Origin of the sequence: Clostridium porci (assembly GCF_009696375.1) — a bacterium.
Lineage (GTDB): Bacteria > Bacillota > Clostridia > Lachnospirales > Lachnospiraceae > Enterocloster > Enterocloster porci.
Genome location: NZ_VUMD01000029.1, coordinates 22,609 through 30,764 on the forward strand (window position 1 = coordinate 22,609; position 8,156 = coordinate 30,764).

General features: G+C 41.9%; 9 protein-coding genes. 8 read left to right on the forward strand and 1 reads right to left on the reverse strand.

Going from position 1 to position 8,156, the window contains the following annotated elements; all coding sequences use genetic code 11:
- Positions 1-42: 42 nt before the first annotated feature.
- Genes FYJ39_RS19245 through FYJ39_RS19280 form a run of 8 tightly spaced genes read left to right on the forward strand, consistent with a single transcriptional unit; the run spans position 43 to position 7,298 of the window.
- Positions 43-1,962: a PfkB family carbohydrate kinase gene (locus tag FYJ39_RS19245; RefSeq protein ID WP_154473955.1), complete on the forward strand. Its 1,920-nt coding sequence runs from the start codon at positions 43-45 to the stop codon at positions 1,960-1,962.
- Positions 1,963-1,965: 3 nt separating this feature from the next.
- Positions 1,966-2,883: a ribokinase gene (gene rbsK / locus FYJ39_RS19250; RefSeq protein WP_154473956.1), complete on the forward strand. Its 918-nt coding sequence runs from the start codon at positions 1,966-1,968 to the stop codon at positions 2,881-2,883.
- A 9-nt stretch (positions 2,884-2,892) separates the two neighbouring features.
- Positions 2,893-3,873: a nucleoside hydrolase gene (locus FYJ39_RS19255; RefSeq protein ID WP_154473957.1), complete on the forward strand. Its 981-nt coding sequence runs from the start codon at positions 2,893-2,895 to the stop codon at positions 3,871-3,873.
- On the forward strand, positions 3,854-4,549 hold the full coding sequence (locus FYJ39_RS19260) for a hypothetical protein (RefSeq protein ID WP_154473958.1): 696 nt from the start codon (positions 3,854-3,856) through the stop codon (positions 4,547-4,549). The genes FYJ39_RS19255 and FYJ39_RS19260 overlap by 20 nt, the downstream gene beginning before the upstream one ends.
- Positions 4,536-5,282, forward strand: coding sequence for an energy-coupling factor transporter transmembrane component T (locus tag FYJ39_RS19265; protein ID WP_195840482.1), 747 nt, complete (start codon positions 4,536-4,538; stop codon positions 5,280-5,282). Before FYJ39_RS19260 ends, FYJ39_RS19265 begins: the two co-directional genes overlap by 14 nt.
- Positions 5,264-6,115, forward strand: a complete 852-nt coding sequence (locus FYJ39_RS19270) for an energy-coupling factor ABC transporter ATP-binding protein (protein ID WP_154473960.1) — start codon at positions 5,264-5,266, stop codon at positions 6,113-6,115. Before FYJ39_RS19265 ends, FYJ39_RS19270 begins: the two co-directional genes overlap by 19 nt.
- 16 nt (positions 6,116-6,131) lie before the next feature.
- Positions 6,132-6,947 (forward strand): energy-coupling factor ABC transporter ATP-binding protein, encoded by an 816-nt coding sequence (locus tag FYJ39_RS19275; protein WP_154473961.1) that lies wholly within the window; start codon positions 6,132-6,134, stop codon positions 6,945-6,947.
- A gap of 12 nt (positions 6,948-6,959) precedes the next feature.
- The gene (locus FYJ39_RS19280; RefSeq protein ID WP_328597578.1) at positions 6,960-7,298 is read left to right on the forward strand and encodes an FtsX-like permease family protein; all 339 of its coding nucleotides are present in this window, start codon (positions 6,960-6,962) and stop codon (positions 7,296-7,298) included.
- A gap of 351 nt (positions 7,299-7,649) precedes the next feature.
- On the opposite strand, the gene FYJ39_RS19285 is transcribed toward FYJ39_RS19280, so the two are convergent.
- On the reverse strand, positions 7,650-8,156 hold a 507-nt coding region (locus FYJ39_RS19285; RefSeq protein ID WP_195840483.1), incomplete at its 5' end, for an IS256 family transposase.

Genomic DNA, 8,156 nt, shown 5'->3' on the forward strand with positions numbered 1-8,156 from the left:
CAAAATAGTTTACTAAACTGTTTTTTGAAAGTTGGTGAATATATGAATATTAGGGACATTGCTAGACTTGCCGGAGTATCTGTATCAACCGTATCTAAAGTTATGAATGGCAAGGATAAAGATATTGGTGAGGAAACAAAAAAGAGAGTTTTGAAAATCATAGAGGAGGAGCATTATGTCCCATATTTTAAGTTTCGCGAAAAGGAAGGACTGAAAAGTCATCTGATAGGACTTATACTAAAAAGGAGCAATAGAGAAAGGGAAAATATTGTTTTTGGTGCGGAACAAGAAGCCCGGAGGCAGGGTTATGGTCTTATTGTTAGTTATGTGGACGAAGAGGAAGAGATTGAAGAAATTGTTGATGGTATGATTAAGAAAAAAACGGAGGGTCTTCTCATTGATTCAGGAAAACGGATACCAGGTGGAGCATTGGAAAATGCAATCGTTTATCTGAATCAGACTCAGAAATTTGACGAGCGCCAGAAAGCAGTTTTCTATTATCGTTTGTCGGAGGCGGGAAGACTGGCGGTCGAGAGGCTGGTGGAGGCAGGACACCAGAAAATTGCGTGTATTATCCGTCTGAATGATAAGAGTATTCTGGATGGATATAGGTTGGCAATGCAGAGAAATAATTTACAATGCAGCAAGGTGTGGACCTATGAGGGGAATTCCATAGAAGATATTGAAAAATATGGGATACCCCAATGCCTGAGTGAAGATGTAACCGCTGTGGTCTGCGGTTCTCAGGAGATTGCCTGCTGTGTCTGCAAATGGATGGAGCGCAGCCGGACAGTAATTCCAGATGAGCTTTCTGTGATTACAATCGGTGACGGGAAACTGCTGGAGATATTAGGCTGCGGAATTACTGCGGTTAAGCTTCCGGGTGAAAATATGAGCTGTGACGCGGCAGGCTATCTTATTCATATGCTTCAGGAAGAAAAACAGGCAGAAGTTATGCGGAAATTTTCACCGGTTCTGAAGGAAAGGAACAGTATTGTGCATCCACCTCAGGAAAAACAGGGCGGTAAAATCATCGTTGTGGGCAGCTTGAATATGGATGTCACAATTGAGGTTTCCAGAATCCCGGTAAACGGGGAGACACAGCTTGCAAAGAAGGTGTATGTATTTCCTGGCGGTAAAGGAGGGAACCAGGCAGTGGGGGTAGGGAAACTGGGAGGTCAGGTTTATATGATTGGATGCCTGGGAAATGATATGGATGGGAAACAGCTTTATTCTAGCCTTATGGAAAATCATGTTCATATGGATGGAGTGCTTTTGGACAGGCTGCTGCCAAGCGGCAAGGCATATATTAATGTCGATGAAAAGGGAGAAAGCGCTATTGTTGTTTATCCGGGAGCAAACCGGAAATTAAGCGTTACCCAGATTAACCGCTGTAAATATTTATTTCAGAACGCAAAATATTGCCTTCTTTCATTGGAAATTCCAAGTGAGATAGCGGAGTATACGATTAAGCTCTGCAAAAGAAATCATACGGAGGTAATTCTGAAGCCTTCCGCATCGGATAAAATAAGGGAAGACTTATTGAAGGATATAGCTTATTTTGTGCCAAATGAAAAAGAATTAGATACCTTTGTACCCGGAGATAAAAGTCTGGAAGAAAAAGCAGGTATTCTGAGAGAGAAAGGGATAGAAACTGTTATTGTGACAAGAGGAAGCAGGGGATGTTATTTGCGAAACAGAGAACTGTCTATGTATTTTGAGGGAACCGGGTTTGAACCAGTGGATACAACTGGAGGAGCTGATTCATTTATCAGTGCGCTGGCTGTTTATCTGAGTGAAGGTAGGGATATAGTTCAGTCCATCGGTTTTGCTATCTATGCATCTGGAATCAGCGTTACAAGATACGGAGTTCAGCCTGCTCTGCCGGATCGGAAAGCGGTGGATATATATAAAGAAGAGATCCATTTTAGATATAGTGATGGGGAGAAAGGAAGTAAATAACCAATGAAACGAATTGTAGTGGTAGGAAGTCTGAATATGGATTTTGTTGTGGAAACATCCCGCATTCCAAAATGTGGCGAGACTCTATCTGGAAAAAGTGTTACGCTGATTCCGGGAGGTAAGGGCGCGAATCAGGCGTATGCAATAGGCAAGCTTGGAGGAAAAGTGGGAATGATAGGAGCGGTTGGAGGAGATGCTTACGGACAGGTATTACGGGAGAATTTGAAAGCTGTGGCAGTGGATATCTCAGGTATTAGTGTGATGGAAGATGGTGTAACCGGTCAGGCATTTATTACCGTAGATGAACGAGGCGAAAATTCGATTATTGTTATAGCCGGAACAAATAGGGCAGTTACAAAAGAACTAATACAGAAAAATGCACGCCTTATTCAGGAGAGTGATATTGTAATCATGCAGCTTGAAATCTCTGTGGAGGTTGTGGAGTATGTAAAAGATATGGCAGTAAGACTTGGAAAAACCGTGATTATCGATCCTGCTCCTGCAGTGTGCGGTCTGCCGGAAAGCTTCTGGAAAGGAATTGATTTTATTAAGCCGAATGAGACAGAGCTTGCGATTCTTACGGGGAAGGAGATGAAAACAATAGAGGAAGTAAAGGAAGGAGGAAGGGAGATGCTGAAAAAGGGGGTGAAGGGAGTTGTCATAACATTAGGAAGCAAGGGTTGTATATTTCTAACAGAGGAAAAGGAAAAATTCTTTTCGGCCAATAAAGTGAAGGCAGTGGATACTACCGCGGCAGGAGATAGTTTTACAGCAGGCTTTGCATTGGCATTGAGCCAAGGTAAGAGCTGCGAGGAGGCGATTCGTTTTGGACAAAAGGTGTCAGCAATTGCAGTGACTAGAAAAGGGGCGCAGACATCCGTTCCTACAATGAAAGAAATCGAACATACATGGAAGGAGTAATATAACAATATGCAAAAGATTATTATTGATACGGATCCTGGGATAGATGATGCCTTAGCGATTCTGCTTGCCCTGGCTGCAAAAGATGAGCTTGAGGTAATAGCTCTTACAACCGTAAACGGAAATGTAGGAATAGATAAGGTAACGAAAAATGCATTGAAGATTTTGGAGATAGCAGGAAAAAATGTTATACCAGTTTATAAGGGAAATGCAAAGCCTTTAATGCGTAAGAGCGGCCATTGTGAAGAATATCATGGAGATGATGGACTGGGCAATTTGGGATTCGGGGATTGTTGTAGAGGTGATTGTCAGAAAGAATATGCCGTTGATTTTCTCGTACGGAAGGTAAAGGCAGAAACAGGGGAAATAACACTGGTAGCCATTGGCCCCCTTACCAATGTAGCAGAAGCAGTACAGAGAGATTCAGAATTTGCGCAGAGCGTAAAAGAACTGATTATAATGGGCGGAGCAGAGTACGAAGGTAATATGTCGCCTCATGCAGAGTTTAATTTCTGGACAGATCCGGAAGCTGCTAAGATTGTGTTTAGTGCAGGATTTAAGAAAGTAACCATGGTTGGTCTGGAGGCAACTTCCTATGCGTTTCTAAGTCCGGCGCTTCGGGAGCTGTTGTATTTAATCAATACTCCGGTATCTAGATTTATCTATGAGATAACAAGAGTTTATGCAGATGGAAATTGGAATATGAAAAGAGAGCTGGGATGCAGACTATGCGATGTGCTTACGATCGTATATTTGCTTAACCGAGATGTGGTGAAAACGGTAGATGCTTTTGTGGATATAGAAACACAAGGATTGTGTGACGGGGCATCTGTTGTATATCGTACAAAGCGCTACCCAGATAAGAAAAAAAATTGTGAAATAGCAGTAAAAGCTGATGCAAAAGGATTTTTTGAAATTTTCTTTGGATATTTATTCCCTGAATATTTAAATATTGTAAAGGAACTACTGAATGGAAAGGAAGAAGTATAAGGAGGAGAGAAAAATGGCAAATAAAAAGAAGGGTTTAAAAGCAGATTTTAATTTAATATCAATTTTAATTATTCCAATCGCAATCGCTATTAACTTTATTTGTGGAAGCCTAGTTCTGGCGTTGAAACTTCCAGTGTATTTGGATATGATTGGAACCTTTTTAGTAGCAATTTTGGCAGGGCCATGGGTTGGGTGTCTCACAGGAGCGCTAAGTATAGGAATTAATGCTATGACAGATCCAACTTTATTTCCCTATGCGATAGTTGCGGGAGTGCTAGGGCTAATAACTGGTATGATGGCAAGGAAAAAAATGTTTACAAACATTGCCAGGTTCGTTATCTCATCTATTATTATATCTATTATTGCCGTGGCTCTGAGTACGATTAATACATATATATTTTTCGGGGGATTTGCTTCCAGCGGAACTTCTATTTTAATTGGAGCAATGATATCTGCGGGCATACCCTTTTGGCCGGCTCAGATTATTGGAAGATTCATTTCGGAGGTGCCGGATAAATTTATATCTCTTCTGGTTCCCTATTTGGTAATCAGAGGGATGTCCGACAGATACTTATACAAATTTTCCAATGGTTCGGTATTCATTGAGGCAAGAAAAGCAAAGACAGCAAAGGAAAAGGCAAATATATGTGGGGAGAATCAACATGAAAGGAGTTAAAAATCTAAATCCATTAACAATTTTATATCTGATTATCATGCTGGCTGTAATATCGGCTGTATTTGATTATAAAGTAACATTGATTACCGTCACAGCTATGATTCTGATAGCGGCAGCAGCCGGTGAGGGAAAAGAATTTATATCATTGTGGCTGAAATCAATATTCTTAATTTGTCTGATTTGTTTTATCTTACAGTCACTTTTTATTCCTGGGGAGCAGGTTATTTGGAAAATATGGATATTTTCAGTAAAAGCTGAAAGTTTGCAGAGAGCGGTTGCATTGAGCTCCAGGATTTTGGGAATTGGCTCTGCGATTCTTTTAGGAGGGAAGCTGCTGAATGCTAAAGAGCTAATGACAGTGCTAGAGGAAAAAGGCTTGCCCTCCTCAGCTACCTATGTACTGTTATCTACAATAAATATCATTCCTCAGATGTCTAAGAGGATGGGGGCAATTCTTGAGGCACAGAGGTCACGTGGAATTGAAACAGACAGTAATGTCTGGGTAAGAGCTAAAGCATTTTTTCCGTCGGTGGGACCGCTCCTTTTGAATTCACTTGTGAATGCGGAGGAACGGGCAATTACTCTGGAAGCAAGGGCATTTTCAGCGCCGTGTAAGAAGACGAAGCTGAAAGAGGTTCAGGATACACAAGAAGATAAGATAATCCGCTGTCTTTTGGCAGCGGCAGTCATCTTAGTGATTGGAGGGAAAATAGTATGGATTGTATTAAGATAACTGATTTATCATACAGGTATCCCACCGCTGAGGAAGATGCGCTGAAGCAAATATCTCTATCGGTGAAGAAAGGGGAACTATGTGCTATAATAGGAGCGAACGGAAGTGGAAAGACAACGCTTTGTAATGCGATTCGCGGATTTGTCCCTAAATTCTATAAAGGGGACATATCAGGAAACGTGCTGGTCAATGGGAAGGATGTACAGAAAGAAGATATAGGAAGCACCGCATTGGAAGTCGGATTTGTATTTCAAAATCCATTTACCCAAATTAGCGGAATTGCCGATACAGTGTATGAGGAGCTATCATTCGGCTTGGAAAACATGGGAGTCGCTCCCGTAGAAATAAACCGGCGTATAGAGGAAATTATGGAGCTGACTAAAATAAATGATTTCCGAGATAGAAACCCATACCAATTATCAGGCGGGCAGCAGCAGAGGGTTGCGCTTGCGGCAATTTTAGTTATGGGGCAGGAGGTTCTGATTATCGATGAGCCGACTTCGCAGTTAGATCCTCAGAGTACAGATGATGTGTTTGAAATTATAAGGCTTATGAAAGGTATGGGGAAAACGATTGTTCTGGTTGAGCATAAAATGGAACATATAGCTGAATATGCAGACCATGTTGTGGTGCTGGATAAGGGCAGAATTGTAATGGAGGGAATGCCTAAAGAAGTATTTGCAAATCCTAAGTGTATGGAATATCATACACGAATCCCTCAGAGCACCAGAATTGCCATCGATTTAATTAGGGAAGGAGTACCGTTATTAGATATTCCGGTTACTGTGGATGGAGTAATTGATAGAATCGATAAAGCTATGGGAACGAATTAGAAAGGGTGTAGAAAAGATGGCATTAGTAGAAGTTAAAAATATATCATTTCAGTATCCCAACGGTTATCTGGCGGTAGATGGTGTGAGTTTTTCTATTGAGGCAGGGGAAAATATAGCGATTGTAGGTCAGAACGGCGCAGGTAAGACTACGACGGTGAAGTTGCTGAATGGTTTAATGAAGCCATGTAAAGGAGATGTTTTGATTAATGGAGAGTCCACGCAGAAATACACTACAGCCCAGATGTCAAGAAAGGTGGGGTATGTATTCCAGAATCCAGATGACCAGATTTTCAACTCTACAGTTTATAAAGAGATTGAGTATGGATTGAAAAAAATGAAAATTGACAAAAAGGAAAGTGAGAGGAGAATTAAGGATGCCGCAGAGCTGACGGGAATGGACAAGTATTTGGACATGAATCCCTATGATTTACCCTTATCTATCCGTAAATTTGTAACCATTGCATCTGTAATTGCAAGTAACTGTGATGTTATGATTTTCGATGAGCCTACAGCCGGACAAGATCTGGAGGGATTGGAGAGATTGTCGTGGCTGAATCGGATACTAGTGGAACGAGGAAAAGCAATTGTGACGATTACTCATGATATGGAATTTGTAGCAGATAATTATGAGAGAATCATTGTAATGTGTCAGAAAAAAGTATTGGCAGATGGAAGGACTCAGGATGTGTTGTTCCGGAAAGATATTATGGAGAAGGCCCGACTAAAGCAGCCGGCGCTTGCCCGGATTGCAGCAGCAATTGGAATGAAAAATAGTACATTGAATGTAAAGCGAGTAGCAGAATATATACAGTGTTCGGGGCGCAATAGCTGAATAATCAATATAATTAATAGTATTGGTATGAGCGCATCTGCAAGGATGTATCAATATGGAGCAATGAGGGCTATTGGAACCAGTATCCGACAATTCAGCTTTATGGTTGAGGCAGAGACGTTTACTTATCTTTTTTATGGATTGCTCACTGGTTTGGCGGCAGGCTTGCCCTTCCATCGGCTGTTGTATAGAAGACAATTGCCTCACGCTGAGGTGATGTATGGGGGAGGGGGTGTTTCTAAATTTTGTACCATTGCTTTTGTTATGACTGTGTCAGCATTAGCTGCGATAGAAGGACCGGTACGCCGGATACGCAGAATGCCGGTTGTTGAAACAATCAGTGCGAAATAGAGATACATCAAGCTGGTACAAGTATTTTTACGGCGGTATGCTTCCAGAGTGGATAGCGTACTGCCTATTTTAATGTACAGACTGGCTTCTGGAAGACTGTCGTATGTATATAATATACAAGGAGCAGGAGTTTTTATTACGGTATCAGAAATGAACATTAAGTGATTATTTGGCTTTAGCGGCGGATTGGAGAGTGTGAAGAAACGTCTGTAAATGCTGATCTTCTATGGTAATAACTGGGCTGAAAATTCCTTGCTGGGCTTTCAGCCCTTGCTTTATATATAACAGTAACTATAGTTGCATGTCAAGAACAGGCGGTTAATCCGCCTGTGGGAAATAAGGCAGATTGGACTATTCCAGCATCCGCCCTTCGTACATGATGCTCAGTTCCCCATAAACCTGTCCCCAATTCCTCAGTGGCATCGTCCATTTCTTTGTGGCTTCGAACGTAGACAGGTACAACGCTTTCAGCAGTGCGGTATCGCTTGGAAACACACTTCTCTGGCGGTTTAGCTTGCGATAAGTGGCGTTCAGGCTCTCAATGGCGTTGGTCGTATATATGACCTTTCTGACCGCTGTAAAAAACTTGAAAATCGGGGATATGGCATCCCAGTTCTGTTTCCAGCTCCTCATGGAATTGGGATATCTTTCACTCCATTTTTCCGTGACCCGTTCCAGGGCGGCCAGCGCTTTTTCTTCCGCTGCCGCCTGGTAGATTGTTTTAAGATCCGCACAGAAGGGCTTCCTGTCTTTGTCTGACACGTATTTCATGGTATTACGCACCTGATGCACGATACAGCGTTGATATTCCGTCTTTGGATACGCTGCGGCGATTGCCTCTTTGATGCCGCTGAGCCC